The following is a 16,815-nucleotide window of genomic DNA, read 5'->3' on the forward strand; positions in this document are numbered from 1 at the left end:
ACGTCCTGATGCGAAGAGGTCTTATGAACGCGAACTCCGCCGGGGGCGACACCGCTGCGAACGTGGAGCGGCTGCGCGACTATCTCAAGCGGGCGACCGCCGATCTCCAGCAGGCCAATCGCCGGTTGCGCGAAGCCCAGGCGAAGGACACCGAGCCGATCGCCGTGGTAGGGATGAGCTGCCGTTTCCCAGGGGGCGCGGAATCCCCTGACGCCCTGTGGGAGCTGCTGCTGGACGGCCGGGACGCGGTTTCGGAGTTCCCCGCGCACCGCGGGTGGAACACCGAGGAGCTCTACGACCCCGACCCGGATCGCAGCGGGAAGACATACGCGCGCGAGGGCGCCTTCGTCTACGACGCCGACTGCTTCGACGCCGAGTTCTTCGGCGTCAGCCCCCGTGAGGCGCTGGCCACCGACCCGCAGCAGCGACTGCTGCTGGAGGCCGCGTGGGAGGCGTTCGAGTACGCAGGGATCATTCCCGGAGCGCTGCGCGGTAGCCGCACGGGGGTCTTCGCGGGGGTCAACGGCCAAGACTACTCCCAGCATCTCGCCGGCGGCCTTGAGGCGGCCGAGGGATACCTGGTGACCGGCACATCGGCGAGCGCGGTCTCCGGCAGGGTCTCGTACACCTTCGGCTTCGAGGGTCCGGCGGTGACCGTCGACACGGCCTGTTCCTCGTCCCTGGTGGCCATTCATCTCGCCGTGCAGGCGCTGCGCTCGGGCGAGTGTGCACTGGCCCTGGCCGGCGGCGTCACCGTCATGGCCACCCCGGCGATCTTCACTGAGTTCAGCCGGCAGCGCGGGCTGGCACCTGACGGCCGCTGCAAGCCCTTCGCCGCGGCTGCCGACGGCACCGGCTGGGGCGAGGGGGTGGGCCTCGTCCTGCTGGAACGGCTTTCCGACGCCCGGCGCAACGGTCATCAGGTCCTCGCCGTCATCCGCGGCAGTGCACTGAACCAGGACGGCGCCAGCAACGGCCTGACCGCACCCAACGGCCCCTCCCAGCAACGCGTCATCCACCAGGCCCTGACCAACGCCCGCCTCACACCCGACCTGATCGACGCGGTGGAAGCACACGGCACGGGCACCACCCTCGGCGACCCCATCGAAGCCCAGGCCCTGCTCGCCACCTACGGCCAGAACCGGACCACCGACCAACCCCTCTGGCTCGGCTCGGTCAAATCCAACATCGGCCACACCCAAGCCGCCGCAGGCATCGCCGGCGTCATCAAAATGGTCCAGGCCATCCGCCACGGCGTGCTGCCCAAGACCCTCCACATCGACGAACCCACACCGCACGTCGACTGGGAGTCGGGCGCGGTCAGACTGCTCACCGAAGCCGTCCCGTGGCCACAGTCCGGCCGTCCTGCTCGGGCGGGCGTGTCTTCGTTCGGTGTGAGTGGGACGAACGCCCACGTCATTCTTGAGGCGGCGCCGTGCGAGACACCGGTCGAGACGCCGGTCGAGGCGCCGGCCGATCAGGAAACAGCGGACGACGACCCGGGCACGGAGGGGCCGGCGCCGTGGCTGCTCTCAGCCCGCACCCCCCAGGCCCTCCAGGCCCAAGCCGCCCGCCTGCACACCCACCTCACCCGCCACCCCCACCTGGACACCACCGCCGTCGCCCGCGCCCTGGCCACCACCCGCACCCACTTCAGCCACCGCGCCGCCATCACCCACGGCACCCCCACCCAACGCCTCAACGCCCTCCACGCCCTCACCCACAACCAGCCCCACCCCCACCTCACCCACCTCACCACCACCACCACCGACAGCGAAGCGAAGATCGCGTTCTGCTTCAGCGGCCAGGGCACCCAGCACCCCGGCATGGGCCACGACCTCTACACCACCAACCCCGCCTTCGCCCACCACCTCGACCGCATCTGCCACGCCCTCGACCCCCACCTCGACCACCCCCTCCAACACATCATGTGGGCCACCCCCAACGACCCCCTCACCGGCCTGCTCAACACCACCCTCTACACCCAACCCGCCCTCTTCGCCCTCCAGACCGCCCTCTACCACCTCCTCACCGACCACTACGGCATCCACCCCCACTACCACCTCGGCCACTCCCTCGGCGAAATCACCGCCGCCCACACCGCCGGCATCCTCACCCTCACCGACGCCGCCCACCTCATCACCACCCGCGCCCACCTCATGCACACCCTCCCCCCCACCGGCGCCATGGCCAGCATCAACCTCCCCCCCGAACCCATCACCCACTACCTCAACCAACACCACATCACCGACGTCACCATCGCCGCCCACAACACCCCCACCACCACCGTCATCGCAGGCCACCACACCACCATCCACCACATCACCACCCACTACCAGCAACAACGAATCAAAACCAAAACCCTCAACACCACCCACGGCTACCACTCACCCCACCTCGACCCCATCCTCGACCAACTCACCCACACAACCCGACACCTCACCCACCACACCCCCCACACCCCCCTCATCACCAACCACACCGCAACCACCACAACCCACCCCCTCCCCACCAACCACTGGACCACCCACGCCCGCCAACCCGTCCACTACCACCAATCCATCACCCACCTCCACCACCACGGCGTCACCACCTACCTCGAAATCGGACCAGACACCACCCTCACCACCCTCAACAACCACACCCTCAACACCCACAACGACACCACCCCGCCAGCCACCATCACCCACACCCTCAACCCCAAACACCACCCCACCCACACCCTCAGCCACGCACTCACCACACTCCACAACACCGGCACACCCATCAACTGGGACAACGCCCTCCCCCACACCCCACCCACCCCCCTCCCCACCTACTCTTTCGACAAGGTGCGTTACTGGCCCCGGCAGACGGCCAGGGCGGGTGACATGCCGTCCGTCGGTCTGGTCGCGGCGGAGCACCCCCTGCTGGGCGCCGCGGCCGAGTTCGCCAACGGTGAGGGACTGTTGCTGAGCGGGCGTGTCTCGGTCGGAACCCACCCGTGGCTGGCGGATCACGCCGTCATGGGCTCGGTGTTGCTCGCGGGAACGGCCTTCGTGGACCTCGCGCTGCACGCGGCCCATCAGGTGGGCTGCGACCAGGTCGAGGAATTGACCATCCGGACGCCGCTGGTCTTCGCTGAGCAGTTGGCGGTCCGGCTGCAGGTCGTCGTGGGTCCGAGCGGTGAAGGGGGCCGGCGTTCCGTCGCCGTCTACGCGCAGGCGGAGGGGTCCGGTGACAGGGACACGGCTTGGACCTGCCACGCGGAGGGTGTGCTTGCCTCACGTGCGGCCGGTGACCAGCCCGTCACCACGGACGCCGAGTCGTGGCCGCCGACCGGTGCCGAGCCGCTGCCTGACGTCGATCTCTACGAGCAGTTCGCCGAGTTCGGGCTGGAGTACGGTCCGACATTCCGCGGGTTGCGGGCCGCGTGGCGGCACGGCGAGGACGTGTACGCCGAGGTGGAGCTTCCGGAGGGCGCGGACGCGGAGGGATTCGCCGTGCATCCCGCGCTGCTCGACGCCGCGCTGCACGCCTCCGTTCTGGCGGGACTCGGCAGGACCGAGGAGGTGCAACTACCGTTCTCGTGGGGCGAGGTGGCGGTGCACGCCGTGGGTGCCACCGCGGTGCGGGCCCGGCTGACGAAGGGCACGGGGGACACGCTCACCGTTGCGCTGAGCGACTTCTCCGGGCGGCCGGTGGCGACGGTCCGGGCGCTCACCGTGCGGTCCGTCACCGCCGAGCAGCTCAACGCGGCACAGGCCGCGCGCACCGACGACGTGCACCGCGTGGACTGGCCGGTCATCGAGGTCGCGGACGTCACGGAGACCGTGGACTCCACGCTTACGGAGCAGAGCCCGGACGTGGTGGCGCACGAAGCCCTCGCGGTGCTGGGCGCCGGTCCGCCGGCGGAGACGTCGGCCGCCCGCGGGGAGAGCGGCCCCGTGTACGCCGACCTCGCCGCGCTGGGCGAGGCCCTCGCGGCCGGAGCCGCTGTGCCCGCCACCGTCGTGGCGTACGTGCCGGACACACTCCCGGCGGCCGGGAGCGGACAGGAACCGCACAGCCGGCAGCAGGGGCAGGAAGGGCACGACCCCACGATCGCCAGGGTCCACGCGGTGACCCGCTGGGCGCTGGATCTCGTACAGGCCTGGCTGGCCGACGACCGGTGGGCGGATGCCCGGCTCGCGGTGGTCACGAGCGGTGCCGTCACGGCGCAGGCGGGTGAGCACGCCGGTGATCCCGCGGGGGCCCCTGTGTGGGGGCTTGTGCGGGTCGCGCAGTCCGAGAATCCCGGTCGGTTCGTCCTGGTCGACACCGACGGGAGCACGGCGTCCGCCGAGCGGCTGACGGCGGCACTGGCGTCGGGCGAGCCCCAACTGGCGTTGCGTGCGGGAGCGGTGCACGTGCCGCGGCTGGGCCGGTCGGACACGGCGCCGGATCTCGTGCCGCCGGCCGGGGCGGGTGCGTGGCGGGTCGGCATGAAGGAGTTCGGGACGGTCGAGAACCTCACGCTGGAGGAGTGCTCCGAGCACGCCGCGCCGCTCGGTGAGGGGCAGGTGCGGCTGGGTGTGCGCGCGGCGGGCATGAACTTCCGGGACGTCATGATCTCGCTGGGCATGTACCCGGGTCGGGCGGTGATCGGGAGCGAGGCGGCCGGTGTCGTCACGGAGGTCGGTCCAGGGGTGACCGGTTTCGCGGTAGGTGACCGGGTGATGGGTCTGGTCGACGGGGGCATGGGCCCCGTGGCCCTGACCGACCAGCGGCTGATCGTGCGGATCCCCGAGGGGTGGACGTTCGCCCAGGCGGCCGGTGCGCCGGTGGTCTTCCTGACGGCGTTCTACGCCCTCTCCGACCTTGCCGGGCTACGGCCGGGCCAGCGGCTGCTGGTGCATGCCGCGGCGGGTGGTGTCGGCATGGCGGCCACCCAGCTGGCCCGGTACTGGGGCGCCGAGGTGTTCGGCACCGCCGGCCCGCCGAAGTGGGCGGCGCTGCGTGCGCAGGGCTTCGACCAGGAGCACATCGCCAGTTCCCGCACGCTCGACTTCGAGGGCGCGTTCCGTGCGGCGACGGGCGGGGAGGGCTTCGATGTCGTACTGGACGCGTTGGCTCACGAGTTCGTCGACGCCTCGCTGCGGCTGCTGCCGCGCGGGGGCCACTTCCTGGAGATGGGCAAGACCGACATCCGGGATCCGCACGAGGTCGCGGCGGCTCATCGGGGGGTGCGGTACCGCGCCTTCGACATGATCGAGGCCGGGCCCGATCGTATTCAGGAGATGCTGACCGACCTGTCCGGGCTGTTCGCCAGTGGGGTGCTGCGCCCGCTTCCGGTGACCGCGTTCGACGTGCGCCAGGCTCCGGTGGCGTTCCGGTTCCTGAGCCAGGCGCGTCATATCGGGAAGGTCGTCCTGACCGTTCCGCAGCCTCTCGATCCGAACGGCACCATTCTCATCACCGGCGGCACCGGCACCCTCGGCCGCCTCATCGCCACCCACCTCGCCACCCACCACCACCCCCAACACCTCCTCCTCACCAGCCGCCAAGGACCCAACGCCCCCCACACCACAGAACTCACCCAACACCTCACCCAACTCGGCACCAAAGTCACCATCACCGCCTGCGACGTCTCCGACCCCCAACAACTCGCCAACCTCCTCACCACCATCCCCACCGAACACCCCCTCACCACCGTCATCCACACCGCCGCAACCACCCACGACGCCACCCTCACCACCCTCACCCCCCACCACCTCACCACCACCCTCAAACCCAAAGCCGACGCCGCCTGGCACCTCCACACCCACACCCAACACACCCCCACCCTCACCCACTTCATCCTCTTCTCCTCAGCCGCCGGCACCCTCGGCAACCCCGGCCAAGCCAACTACGCCGCCGCCAACACCTTCCTCGACACCCTCGCCCACCACCGCCACACCCAAGGCCTCCCCGCCACCTCACTCGCCTGGGGCCTCTGGCAACAAACCAGCACCATCACCGCCCAACTCACCACCCAACAACACCAACGCCTCACCGAGGGCGGCCTGGTCCCGCTGCGTACCGAGGAGGGGCTGGCGGCGTTCGACGCCTGCCTGGGCGGCGCCCTCCCGTCGTACGTCCCGGCACGATTCGACCCGAAGGCGTTGCGGAACCTGGCGAGCAGCGACGACCTGCCGGCCATCGCCCGCCGACTGCTGCGGACCGCGCCGCCACGTGCAGTGACGGCCGGTGGCGGCGGTTCGGCCCTGCAGCACACCCTCGCCCGGCTACCGGAGGGCGAGCGGGACCGTCACCTGCTGGATCTGGTGCGTGGCGACATCGGCGCGGTGCTGGGGCACGAGACGCTGAGCACCATCGCCGCGGACCGAACCTTCCAAGACCTCGGCTTCGACTCGCTGACGGCCGTGGAGCTGCGCAACCGGCTGAACGCTGCCACGGGGTTGAGACTGCCCGCCACCCTGGTCTTCGACCACCCGACCGCGGCGGCGCTGGCGGCGCACCTGAAGTCCCAGTTGCTCGGTGCGGAAGAGACGAGCCCGGCCGTCGCGGCCGCTGCGCGGCCGGCGGAACCGCTCGGGAACGAGGACCCGATCGCGATCGTCGGCATGGCATGTCGCTTCCCCGGTGGTGTGGCCAACCCCGAGGGGCTGTGGGATCTGGTGGCGGCGGGCCGGGACGGCCTGTCGGACTTCCCGGACAACCGGGGCTGGGACCTGGAGCGGCTCTACGATCCCGACCCGCAGCATGCGGGCACGTCCTATGTGAACCAGGGCGGTTTCGTCTCCGACGCCGACGAGTTCGACGCCGGGTTCTTCGGCATCAATCCGCGCGAGACGCTGGCCGTCGATCCCCAGCAGCGACTGCTGCTGGAGACCGCCTGGGAGACGATCGAGAGTGCCGCGATGCGCCCGGAGGCCCTGCGCGGCACACTGACCGGTGTGTTCGTCGGCATGGCCGCCCAGCACTACGGATTGGGCGCGGAGCGGTCCGCGGACGCGTTGGACGGGTACCTGCTCACGGGTACCACGAGCAGTGTGGCGTCGGGCCGGGTGTCGTACACGCTCGGCCTCGAAGGCCCGGCGATCACGATCGACACGGCCTGCTCGTCCTCGCTGGTTGCGATGCACCTGGCCGCGCAGGCACTGCGCTCCGGCGAGTGCGAACTCGCCCTCGCCGGCGGCGTCACCGTCATGGCCACCCCCGGCATCTTCGTGGAGTTCAGCCGGCAACGCGGGCTGGCACCCGACGGCCGCTGCAAACCCTTCGCCGCGGCCGCCGACGGCACCGGCTGGGGCGAAGGCGCAGGCCTCGTCCTGCTGGAACGCCTCTCCGACGCCCAGCGCAACGGCCACCCCGTCCTCGCCGTCATCCGCGGCTCCGCCGTCAACCAGGACGGCGCCAGCAACGGCCTGACCGCACCCAACGGCCCCTCCCAGCAACGCGTCATCCACCAGGCCCTCACCAACGCCCGCCTCACACCCGACCTGATCGACGCGGTGGAAGCACACGGCACCGGCACCACCCTCGGCGACCCCATCGAAGCCCAGGCCCTCCTCGCCACCTACGGCCAGAACCGGACCACCGACCAACCCCTCTGGCTCGGCTCCGTCAAATCCAACATCGGCCACACCCAAGCCGCCGCAGGCATCGCCGGCGTCATCAAAATGGTCCAGGCCATCCGCCACGGCGTGCTGCCCAAGACCCTCCACATCGACCAACCCACACCCCACGTCGACTGGGAATCAGGCGCAGTCAGACTCCTCACCGAGCAAACCCCCTGGCCCGACACCGGCCACCCCCGCCGCGCCGCCGTCTCCTCCTTCGGCATCAGCGGCACCAACGCCCACCTCATCCTCGAAGCAGCACCCCCACCCACCACCAACCAGCACACCGATGCCCCTGGTAGGCCCGCTCTCGGCGCGCCCGTCACACCATGGGCGCTGTCGGGCCGTACCGAGGCCGCTCTGCGGGCGCAGGCCGCCCGGCTGCATCAGTACGTCACCGAGCATCCGGAGCTCGATCCCGCAGCCGTCGGCCATGCCCTGGCCACCACCAGGTCGGCTTTCCGGCACCGGGGCGTGGTGCTCGGCGCGGACGGTGCCCAGTTGCTGCGGGGCTTGTCGGCGCTCACGGCGGGCGAGCCCGCGGAGGGGGTCGTAGGCGGGGTGGCCGACGGGGCCGGAACGGTGTTCGTCTTCCCTGGGCAGGGTTCGCAGTGGAGGGGCATGGCGGAGGACCTGCTGGAGAGTTCGGAGGTCTTCACTGAGCACATGGCCGCCTGCGAGCGGGCGCTGGACCGTTACGTCGACTGGTCGCTGCTGGATGTCCTGCGCGGGGCGCCCGGTGCTCCGGGTCTGGACCGGGTCGACGTCCTGCAGCCGGCGCTGTTCGCGGTCATGGTCTCGCTGGCCGAGTTGTGGAAGGCGGCGGGTGTGCGGCCGGACGCGGTGATCGGGCACTCGCAGGGCGAGATCGCCGCCGCGTATGTGGCGGGCGCGCTCTGCCTGGACGACGCGGCCGCCGTAGTGGCGTTGCGCAGCAAGCTCCTGCTGCCGCTGGCCGGTTCGGGAACCATGGCGTCGGTTGCGCTGCCCGCGGCGGACCTGGAGGAGCGGCTGTCCGGCTGGAACGGCCGGGTCGGTACAGCCGCGGTCAACGGACCCACCGTCACGGTGGTCTCCGGGGACGCGCAGGCCGTACGGGAACTCGTCGACGCCTGCGTGGCCGACGGCGTCAGGGCGCGGCTGATCCCCGTGGACTACGCCTCGCACTCCGACCACGTCGAGCGGATCCGGGAAGAGCTGCTGAGCCGCCTGGCCCACCTCACCCCTCGCACGGCGGGCATCCCGTTCTACTCGACCGTCACGGGCACGGAGATCGACACCAGCGGCCTGGACGCCGACTACTGGTACCGCAACATCCGCCGCCGGGTGCTGTTCTCCGAGACCACCGGCGCCCTCCTGGACGCAGGGCACTCGCTCTTCGTCGAGATCAGCCCGCATCCCGTGCTCACCGTCGGGATCGAGCAGACGGCGGAGGCACGGGAGGCCGCCGCCACGGCGATCGGGACACTGCGCCGGGACAGGGACGGCCGCCGCGAGTTCCTCACGGCCCTGTCCCTGGCGCACGTCCACGGGGCGCCGGTCGACTGGGCCGCCGCCTGCCTGGGCCGGCACCACCCGGCCGTGCCGCTTCCCACGTACGCGTTCCAGCGCACCCGCCACTGGGTGGAGTCGTCCCGCGGCGCCGGTGACGTGACCATGGCTGGGCTCACCGAGGCCGGTCACCCGCTGCTGGGCGCGGCCGTGGAGATCGCCGGAAGGGGGCACGTGCTGACCGGCCGCCTGTCCCTCCGTACGCATCCGTGGCTCGCCGATCACGCGGTGCTGGACACGGTGCTGCTACCCGGTACCGCGTTCGTCGAGCTGGCGGCGCACGCCGCGGCCCAGGCGGGCTACGGCGGGGTCGCCGAACTGGCCCTGGAGGCGCCGCTGATCCTCCCCGAGCGGGGTGACGTACGGATCCAGGTGGTCGTCGAGCCAGCCGACGAGGGCGGGCAGCGGCCGGTGGCCGTGTACTCGCAGGCAGCGTCCGCCCTGCCGGACGAGTCGTGGACCCGACACGCACACGGACTGCTCGCGGACGTCGCCCCCGTCTCGCCCGAAGCACTGTCCGACTGGCCCCCGGCCGGAGCCGAACGGGTCGATCTCTCGGACGTCTACGAGCGGTTCACCGCCTCGGGGCTGGCGTACGGCCCGGCCTTCCAGGGGCTGCGGAAGGTGTGGACGCGGGACGACGTGGTCTACGCGGAGGTCGGCCTGCCCGAGGACACCCCGACGGCCGGCTTCGGTCTCCACCCCGCTTTGCTGGACAGCGCGCTGCACGCCCTGGCCGTGGCGGGAGCGGAGCCGACCGGGTCGGAGCTGCGGCTGCCGTTCGCCTGGGCGGGCGTGTCGCTGTGGTCCGACGGCGCGCGGGCGCTGCGGGTGCGGCTGTCGCCGGTGGACGGCGGGGGCACCGCGCTCCATGTCGCCGACGCCACGGGGCGTCCCCTCGGCTCCGTGGGCTCGCTCAGCTTGCGGCCGGTCCGGCCCGAACAGCTCGCGGCCGTCCGCAACGGCAGGCGGGGAGCGCTGTACGAGCCGGGCTGGGTGCGGGCGTCGGCCTCGGTGGGGCCGGCCGACGGGAAGGGCGTCTGGGCGGTCCTGGGCGATGTGCTGCCCGCGGTGGGCGCGACCGGTGACTCGCCGGTCCGTTACGACGGCCTGGAGACGCTGCGCAAGGCGCTCTCCGAGGGCGCTGCCGTCCCGGAGTTCGTCGTCGCGCCGGTGATCGCCGGTGGCTCGGGCGACTCGGGAAACCTCGGCGGACCTGCCGCCGCCGCGTCCGCGACCGTGCAGGAGGTGCTGTCCCTGCTGCAGGGCTGGCTGGCGGAGCCCGCTGTCGCGGCCTCGCGGCTGGTCCTGGTCACCCGCGGTGCCGTCGCCGTACGCGCCGACGAGGATGTGCGCGACCTGGCGGCCGCCCCGGTGTGGGGCCTGGTGCGCAGCGCGCAGTCGGAGAACCCGGACCGGTTCCTCCTGGTCGACCTCGACGTCGACCTCGGCGCGGACGACGCGGCGACGACCGCCGTGGCGGCCGCCGTCGCGGTCGGTGAACCCCAGGTCTGCGTGCGCGGGGGCGAGTGGTTCGTACCGCGGTTGTCCCGCTCCGCCGCCGAAGGTGCCGCCGGCTCCTCCCCGTTGGACTCCGGGGGCACCGTGCTCATCACGGGTGGCACCGGCACGCTGGGCCGCCTGGTGGCCCGCCATCTCGTCACCCGGCACGGGGTCCGGCACCTGCTGCTCACCAGCCGCAGCGGTGGCAACGCGCAGGGGGCGGCGGAGCTGGGTGAGGAACTCGCCGCGCTCGGCGCCCAGATCACGTTCGCCGCCTGTGACAACGCCGACCGCGAGGAGCTGCGCGGGGTCCTCGCGGGTGTTCCCGCGGAGCACCCGCTCACCGCGGTGATCCACGCCGCCGGTGTGATCGACGACGCGATGGTCGGCTCCCTGACCGGTGACCGGGTCGACGCCGTCCTGCGTCCCAAGGCGGCCGGGGCGTGGAACCTGCACGAGCTGACCCGGGACCGGTCCCTCGCGGCCTTCGTGCTGTTCTCGTCGGCGGCCGGTCTGCTGGGCAGTCCCGGTCAGGGCAACTACGCGGCCGCCAACACCTTCCTGGACTCGCTGGCCGCTCACCGGCGTGCCCGGGGGCTGCCCGCCACCGCCCTCGCCTGGGGGCTGTGGGAGGAGGGCAGCGGCATGACGGCCCATCTGGAGCGGACCGACCGGGTGCGGATGAACCGCAACGGGCTCGCGCCGCTGCCGACCGAGGACGCGCTGGCCCTGCTCGACACCGCCCTGTCCGCCGGCCGTCCGCTGCTGCTGCCCGCGCAGCTCGACACGGCCGCACTGGCCGCCCAGGCTGGTTCGGGTCTGCTGCCGCCCGTCCTACGCGGTCTGGTACGCACCCCGGCCCGCCGGGCGGACACGGCGGGACCGTCGCTGGCCGAGCGGCTGACCGGGCTCGGAGACGAGGAGCAGCTGGATCTGTTGCTGGACGTGGTGCGGGGTCAGGTCGCCGGGGTACTGGGGCATGAGGGTGGCGCCGCCATCGACCCGGACCGGGCGTTCCAGGAGCTCGGTTTCGACTCGCTCACCGCGGTGGAGCTGCGCAACCGGCTCAACGTGATCACCGGTCTGCGGCTGCCCGCCACGCTCGTCTTCGACTACCCGACGGCTCGCGTGCTCGGCGAGCACCTGAAGCGGTTGACCGCGCCGGAGCCCGTACGGAAGTCGGTGCTGGCCGAGTTCGACCGGATCGCGGCCGCCCTGTCCGCGCTCGACCCGGACGACGGCGAGCGCGGTGAGATCGCGCGCCGCCTGCAGTCCCTGACGGCGCAGTGGAAGGAGTCCGCCGGCGGCACGGCCGTGGCGGAGCAGATCAGGGCAGCGTCCACCGACGAGGTCTTCGCCTTCATCGACCGTGAGTTCAAGCGGAGTTGAACGCCGTGAACAACCGCCGGGAGGAACACATGGGGATGGATACGGCATGACGAACGAAGACAAGCTCGTCGACTACCTCAAGTGGGTCACGACGGACCTGCACGAGACGCGTGAGCGGCTCGCGCAACTGGAGTCGGACCTGCGGGAGCCGATCGCCATCGTAGCCATGGGCTGCCGGTACGCGGGCGGCGTGCGGGGCCCGGCGGACCTGTGGCGTCTGGTCGCCGCGGGCGACGAGGCGATCGGGGGTTTCCCGTCCGACCGGGGCTGGGATCTGGCACGTCTGTACGACCCCGATCCCGATCACCGCGGCACGTCGTATGCGCGGGAAGGCGGGTTCCTGTACGACGCGGGCGAGTTCGACGCCGAGTTCTTCGGCATCAGCCCCCGCGAAGCCCTCACCATCGACCCCCAGCAGCGCCTCCTGCTCGAAACCGCCTGGGAAACCCTCGAACGCGCCGGCCTGGACCCCACCCGGCTCCGCGGCAGCCGCACCGGCGTCTTCACCGGCGTCATGTACAGCGACTACGGCGCACGCCTCATGGACGCGGGCGGCGCCGCGTTCGAAGGTCTGCTGGGCAGCGGGAGCGCGGGAAGCGTGGCGTCGGGCCGGGTGTCGTACACGCTCGGCCTCGAAGGCCCGGCGATCACGATCGACACGGCCTGCTCGTCCTCGCTGGTTGCGATGCACCTGGCCGCGCAGGCACTGCGCTCCGGCGAGTGCGAACTCGCCCTCGCCGGCGGCGTCACCGTCATGGCCACCCCCGGCATCTTCGTGGAGTTCAGCCGGCAACGCGGGCTGGCACCCGACGGCCGCTGCAAACCCTTCGCCGCGGCCGCCGACGGCACCGGCTGGGGTGAAGGCGCAGGTCTCGTCCTGCTGGAACGCCTCTCCGACGCCCAGCGCAACGGCCACCCCGTCCTCGCCGTCATCCGCGGCTCCGCCGTCAACCAGGACGGCGCCAGCAACGGCCTGACCGCACCCAACGGCCCCTCCCAGCAACGCGTCATCCACCAGGCCCTCACCAACGCAGGCCTCACACCCGACCTGATCGACGCGGTGGAAGCACACGGCACCGGCACCACCCTCGGCGACCCCATCGAAGCCCAGGCCCTCCTCGCCACCTACGGCCAGAACCGGCCCGACGGACGACCGTTGTGGCTCGGCTCCGTCAAATCCAACATCGGCCACACCCAAGCCGCCGCAGGCATCGCCGGCGTCATCAAAATGGTCCAAGCCATCCACCACGGAATCCTGCCCAAGACCCTCCACATCGACCAACCCACACCCCACGTCGACTGGGAATCAGGCGCGGTCAGACTCCTCACCCAGCAAACCCCCTGGCCCGACACCGGCCACCCCCGCCGCGCCGCCGTCTCCTCCTTCGGCATCAGCGGCACCAACGCCCACCTCATCCTCGAAGCAGCACCCCCACCCACCACCAACCAGCACACCGAACAACCCCCCGCACACACCCCCCTGCCCTACCTCCTGTCCGCAAAGACCCAAACCGCCCTGCGCGCCCAAGCCACCCGCCTGCACCACCACCTCACCCACCACCCCCACCTCGACACCACCGCCGTCGCCCGCACACTCGCCACCACCCGCACCCACTTCGACCACCGCGCCGCCGTCATCGCCACCGACACCACCGACCTGCTCAACCGACTGGGCTTCCTGGCGCAGGACCAGCCCGCGGGCAACGTCCTCAAGGGCACGGCCTCCCGCGGGGGCCTGGCGTTCCTGTTCTCCGGGCAGGGATCACAGCGTCCCGGCATGGGGCAGGAGCTGCACCGGGCGTTTCCTGTCTTCGCGCAGGCCTTCGACGCCGTGTGCGCCCACCTCGACCCGCATCTCCCGCATCCGCTGCGGGAGGTCGTGTGGGCGCAGCGGGACAGTGACCTGGTGGGGCTGCTGGACCGGACCGTCTACACACAGGCGGCGCTCTTCGCCGTCGAGACGGCCCTGTTCCGTCTGCTCGAACACCACGGGTTGCGGCCGCACGCCCTGCTCGGGCACTCGCTCGGTGAGATCGCCGCCGCCCATGCGGCGGGCGTGCTGGACCTGCCCGACGCCTGCGCCCTGGTCTCCGCGCGCGGACGCCTGATGGAGGCGCTGCCCGAGGGGGGCGCCATGGCGGCCGTGCAGGCCGGCGAGTCGGAGGTGCGCGTCGTCCTGGCGGCGTACGGGCCCCGGGCGGCGCTCGCGGCGGTGAACGAGCCCGCCGCCACGGTGGTCTCCGGGGACGAGGACGCGGTCGAGGAGATCGCGGCGGAGTTCCGCGGCCGGGGCCGCAAGGTGTCCCGGTTGAAGGTGAGCCACGCCTTCCACTCGCCCCGGCTGGATTCGATGCTGGCCGAGTTCGGTGCGGTCGCGCGCGGTCTGACGTACTCCGCTCCGCGCATACCCGTGGTGTCGAACCGCACCGGTCGCTTGGCCGGGCCCGGTGAGCTGACGGATCCCGCCTACTGGGTCGGCCAGGCACGCGACTGCGTCCGCTTCGCCGACGGGGTCGCCGCACTGGAGCAGGCGGGCGTCACCGCATGCCTGGAGCTGGGCCCCGACGCGGTGCTGACGGCAGTGACCGGTACCTGCACCGAGGGGCGCCTCGTGCCCGTGCCGGTACTGCGCGCCCGGCGACCCGAGGCGCAGACCTTCCTGTCCGCGCTGGCGCACGCGCACATCCGGGGTGCCGCGGTGGACTGGCCCGGTTTCTTCGCCGAGCGGGCCACGGGGACCGTGGAGCTGCCGACGTACGCGTTCCAGCGGCGGCGCCTGTGGCTGGAGGCGGCTCCGTCGGGCGCGCGGTCCGGCAGTGCGTCGGACGCGGCGGAGAGCAGGTTCTGGGAGGCCGTCGACAGACAGGACCCGGAGGCGCTGGCCGCGGCCCTGGGGGTCGGCGGGCAGGTGCGGTCCGCGCTCGAAGCGGCGCTGCCGCTGCTGACCGACTGGCGCCGCCGGCGCAACCGCCATTACCGGATCGGCTGGGAGCCGGCTGGTCCGGCCGAGTCCGGCGCCGCCAAGAGCTGGCTGCTGGTGGTGCCGGAGCGTGAGGTCTCGGGCGGCGTCGTCACGGCCCTGGCGGCGGAAGGCGTCGAGGTGACGGTGCTTCCGGTGGGTGCCGGCCCGCGGGGTGGTGCGGATCTGGCCGGCCGGCTCAGCGCTCTGCTCGCCGCTTCCGCGGCCGTCGACGGGGTGCTGTCCCTGTTGGCGTTCGCCGACGACGGGGCGCCGGACACCGGTGCCGGGGGTGCCTCGGCAGCGGACGGTACGGCACCGACCCCCGCGCTGACCGCCACCCTGGACCTGGTGCGGGCCCTGGACGAGGTGACGGGGCCACTGCCGGTCTGGATCGCCACGCGCGGCGGTGTCCGCGTGACGCCGCAGGACGGTCCGCCGGACCTGCGCCAGGCTCAACTCTGGGGACTGGGGCAGGCACTGGCCGCCGAACGTCCCGAGCGCCGTCTCGGACTGGTCGACCTGCCGCCGGAGACGGGGGCGGCGGCAGGGGCGGAAGCGGACACCCGATACGCCCGGCTGCTGGGCCGGGTCCTCGGCGCAGGCCTCGGCGAGCCGCAGGTCGCGCTGCGTTCCGGGAGCGTGTTCGCGCGCAGGCTCCTGCCCGTGGCGCTGGACGAACTGGAACCCTTGGAGGGGCCCGGTGAGGACGCCCGGCAGGTCTGGCGGCCGGAGGGGACGGTCGTCGTCGCGGGGGCGGGCACCGCGACCGGGCGGGAGCTGGCCCGGAGCGTGGCCGGACACGACGGCGTGCACGTCCTGCTCCCGCTGGACGAGCGGGACAGGGACAGCGACGCGGTCGACGCGCTCCTGGCCGAGCTGGGCGACCGTGTCACGACCGTGCCCGGCGATCCCTCCGACCCCGCGGTACGCACGGCCCTGGTGGCCGCCGTGTCCGCGGAGCGCCCGGTGACGGCCGTACTGCACGTCGCCCGTGCGGCGGAGGGGCAGTCGCCCGAGCCGCTGGACCGCAAAGGCATCGAGCGGGACTTCGGCGATCTGGCCACGGCAGGAGCGCTGGAGGCGCTGGCCCGTGCGTGGGGCGCGCCCATGCTGCTGGTCGCCGGCCTGGCGGGGGCCCTCGCCGTGCCGGGCTTCGGCAACGCGGCCCCCGCACACAGCGCGCTGGCCGCGCTGGCGGACGCCCGCATGGCGGAGGGGCTGCCCGCGCTCTGCCTCCAGGTCGTGCCGTGGCAGGACGGCGATCCGCGGGCACCGGTCACGCCGGGCCTGCGCGCGGCGCCTCCGACCGCGCCGGCCGCACTGCTCGGCGGCCTCGCCGGGGCCGCGGCGGGACGGCCTCGCTCCCTCGTGGTCGCCGACGCCGACTGGGCGCGCCTGGCACCGGCGCTGGGCGGGGACGTCGCGCTGCTGCGCGGTGTGCCGGGCGCCCGGCACGCGTCGGAGCTCGACGCGTGCGCGGACCACGTCCCCCTACGGCTCGCGGACGTGCCCGAGGAGGAACGCCTCGACGTCCTGCTGGAGCTGGTGCGCGGCCGGACCGCCGCCGTGCTCGGCCACGCCTCGGCGCAATCCGTGGACCCGGACGGCGAGTTCACGGATCTGGGCTTCTCCTCCTTCACCGCTCTGGAACTGACCACGCTCATCCGTGAGGCGGGGCTGCCCATGTCCCTGACGGCCGTCTACGACCATCCGACGCCGACCGCTCTCGCCCGCCATCTGCACGCCGAAGCGGCCGGGGCGCCCGTCCCGGATCCGCCCTCCGGTCGGCACCCCGACCCCACCCGAGTACAGGCATAGGAGCCCGTC

Annotated in this window: 2 protein-coding genes; both read left to right on the forward strand. The window is 72.5% G+C overall.

The annotated features are described in order from the left end of the window. Nucleotides 1-8 precede the first annotated feature (8 nt). The gene (locus S1361_RS38990; protein ID WP_481906716.1) at nucleotides 9-12,026 is read left to right on the forward strand and encodes an SDR family NAD(P)-dependent oxidoreductase; all 12,018 of its coding nucleotides are present in this window, start codon (nucleotides 9-11) and stop codon (nucleotides 12,024-12,026) included. Further along, a complete protein-coding gene (locus S1361_RS39840; RefSeq protein ID WP_481906717.1) occupies nucleotides 12,007-16,806 on the forward strand; it encodes a type I polyketide synthase in 4,800 nt (1,599 codons plus the stop codon). The genes S1361_RS38990 and S1361_RS39840 overlap by 20 nt, the downstream gene beginning before the upstream one ends. The last annotated feature ends 9 nt before the right edge of the window (nucleotides 16,807-16,815 follow it).

The sequence above is a fragment of the Streptomyces cyanogenus genome (genome assembly GCF_017526105.1).
Taxonomy (GTDB): domain Bacteria; phylum Actinomycetota; class Actinomycetes; order Streptomycetales; family Streptomycetaceae; genus Streptomyces; species Streptomyces cyanogenus.